The sequence below is a fragment of the Candidatus Hydrogenedens sp. genome (assembly GCA_035378955.1).
GTDB lineage: Bacteria > Hydrogenedentota > Hydrogenedentia > Hydrogenedentales > Hydrogenedentaceae > Hydrogenedens.
This window is the reverse complement of the sequence record DAOSUS010000085.1, coordinates 1-2,739: the sequence shown is the minus strand read 5'-3', so window position 1 is coordinate 2,739 and position 2,739 is coordinate 1. Positions and strand designations below refer to the sequence as shown.

The 2,739-nt window shown below is 35.9% G+C and carries 1 protein-coding gene; it reads right to left on the bottom strand.

Annotation, left to right across the window (positions count from 1 at the left end):
• A partial coding sequence (locus PLA12_12730; protein HOQ33359.1) for a response regulator occupies positions 1-2,739 on the bottom strand: 2,739 nt, incomplete at both ends.

Below are 2,739 nucleotides of genomic sequence, written 5' to 3'. Positions count from 1 at the left end.
TGAATGAGCCTGTCGTTCCGCCTCTGTAATACGATTCTCTTCTATATATTTCTTTAATATTTCTATCTGTTTTGGCACATCTTCCATAAAACTATTGAGAATCGTTCGGGCTAATTCTTTATCCTCCATAACTCGTTTCATAAATGATTTGTAATCAAATACCATACGGATATCTGTATGGGTAGTCTTTGAGGTAGAATGTTCTTTATCGGAAGGAAATTTCTTTACAATTGTTAAAGGCTCTTTTTCTATCTGCATTTTTTCAGATGTCCATTTTTCTAATACTTCTACCAATCGTTCTATAACAATAGGTTTAGAAATATAGTCATTCATACCTGCTTCAATACACTTACTCCTATCCCCCTCAAGAGCATGAGCCGTCATTGCTATAATCACTATGTTTTTATTTTTCTCACCTGCCAATCCCTCTCGTATCGCTTGTGTTGCCTGATAACCATCCATTTCGGGCATCTGCACATCCATAAATACAAGGTCGTAATCATTTTTAGAAAGTAAATCCAAAGCCTCTTTCCCATGATTGGCTACCTCTGTAGTAACACCTAATTTACTTAACATTCCCACAGCGACTTGTTGGTTCACTAAGTTATCCTCTGCAAGAAGAACCTTTACCTTGAATTTTCTTATTTGTTTTTGTATATCCCTGACAGAATGTCGCGTAATGATAGAAGGTGTAAAGAAAGGTCGTTCTCCTTCCATTTGTTTTGTTTTTGACATACTTAAAAGTGCTGTTAAAATATCAAACAATTCGTTATGTCGAATAGGCTTTGTTAAATATGCAGAAAACCCAATTTCTTTATATTTTTTAACATCACCCCGTATCCCGATGGAAGTTAGCATTACCAGAACAGTATCGGATAAATTTTCATCTTTTGCAATAATTTTCCCAAGTGTTTCCCCATCCATTTCTGGCATCTGCATATCTATAATACAAAGTTGTATCGGGTCATTCTCTTTTTTTGCCGCCTTTAATATATTCAACGCAGTAAAAGCATCCGGGGCTTCTTCTGGACGGGCTCCCCATGATTTTAATCGCATTCGTAATATTTCACGATTGCTTGCATTATCATCTACTATTAAAATTCGGACATTTTGTAAATCTTCCGGGAAAATATATGTTTTGGGTTTAACATTTTTTTGTTTCTTCACTCTTATCGTAAACCAAAAAGTAGAACCCTTGCCATATATACTTTCAACACCAATACTCCCATGCATCATTTGAGCAAGTTCTTTGGAAATAGCTAATCCCAACCCCGTTCCCCCAAATCGGCGCGTCATTGAGGCATCTACTTGAGTAAACTTTTGAAATAGGTTTTTTACTTTATCTTTTGGAATACCAATACCTGTATCTGTCACTACAAATTTCAACATCGCATCATCATCCGTCTCTTCCACACAACTTACTTGAACCTTGACCTCTCCCTTTTGAGTAAATTTAATCGCATTCCCAACCAGATTTGCTAATATTTGTCGAATCCGCCCTGGGTCTCCTTTTATTAAACTCGGGACATTATCATCAGTTGCTATGACCAATTCAAGATTTTTTTCATTAGCCCTAACAGCCATTACATTAGAAAAGTCTTCCAGCATACTAATTAAGTCAAAATCTATCTCCTCTAAATCTAATTTTCGTGCTTCTATTTTTGAAAAATCTAAAATATCGTTTATTAAAGATAGTAAAGACTCTCCGCTGGATTGGATAACTTCTGCAAAGTGCCTCTGCTGCGGGTCTAATTCTGTATCCAGTAAAAGGCTTGTCATACCTATAATTGCATTCATAGGCGTTCGGATTTCGTGGCTCATATTGGCTAAAAACTCGCTTTTTGCCATATTGGCTAATTCCGCTTTTACCGCTAATTCCTGCGCCCTTTGAACCGCAGAAAGTAATTGTTGATTGGTATTGCGTAATTCATTCTCAATATCCTTTTCTTTACTTATATCTATAAAACAATCTACTATCTTATCCTTACCTCCCAAACTAATTATTTTCACTGATTTTAGAACAGGTTTTTCCGTTCCATCAGCCGTAAGCAAAATTTTTTCCTGATTTACTATTTCTGTTTCTTTGCTGTGAACTGGACAATGACCTACATCCGCAGGACATAAAAATTTATGACAAACCTTTCCGATAATCTCCTCCTTTTCCGCTCCAAACATTCGTGCTCCCGAAGGATTTATATATTCAATCACATGCGTTTCGTAATCTATTAAAACAACACCTGCCTGAACACTTTCCATCAGTGTTCGCTGGAATAATTCACTATCCAATAATTTCTGTTTCTGCTTGTATTCTTCTGTTACATCCCGAAATACAAAAACGGCACCTAACAAGTTCCTCTCCTCATCATAAATAGGGGTACAACTATCCGCAATGTTATATTTTTCTCCTGTTCTGGATATCAACAATGTATTATTACCAATATCAATTCTTTCTCCCGTTTGAAGGGTTTTATAAATTGGGTTTTCTAACTTTTGTCGTGTCGTATAATCCTCTAATTGTATAATCTCGTCCACTTTCTTACCGACAGCATCTTTCGCACTCAAGCCTATTAGTTCCTTTGCAGAACGATTTATATCTATAACATACCCATCTTTATCAACACTCACTACAGCATCACCAATAGAATATAAAGTAGATTTTATTAATTCCCTGCTATTATATAGTTCACTCGTTCGTTGGTTAATAAGCCTCTGCAATGTCTGATTATAATTAGAAAAAAT